This is a genomic window from Dyella sp. SYSU CM1112 (assembly GCF_058216415.1).
On the sequence record NZ_JBZEGI010000124.1, the window covers coordinates 1 to 278 of the forward strand.

General features: G+C 60.8%; 1 protein-coding gene. It reads left to right on the forward strand.

All coding sequences use genetic code 11. From position 1 onward, the window contains the following. Window positions 1-182 (forward strand): hypothetical protein (locus AC4HNJ_RS21900; RefSeq protein ID WP_490481728.1); only part of this gene is annotated, 182 nt, incomplete at its 5' end. Between the last annotated feature and the right edge of the window lie 96 nt (window positions 183-278).

Sequence of the window (278 nt, forward strand, 5' to 3'; positions counted from 1 at the left end):
CTTCGGTCGGCTCCTCGAACTTCCAGGTCGAAATCGGCTCCTCCGACGGCTCTTTAGCTTTCAAAGGTGTGGGAGCTGCCGCGGGTGGCACAGGGTCGGCATGCGGCGTCAGGTCGAAATCGAAGTGGTATTCGCTGACTGTGGACGATTTTGCCGGCGCGTTCTTGGGCGCAGCCGCCTAAGCTTCTTCGGCACGGGTGGCATAGTTGTCCAGATCGAAATGATGCAATGGCGCCTCATCATGCGCAGACGACGCCGTGGCCGAGGCGAACAACGGG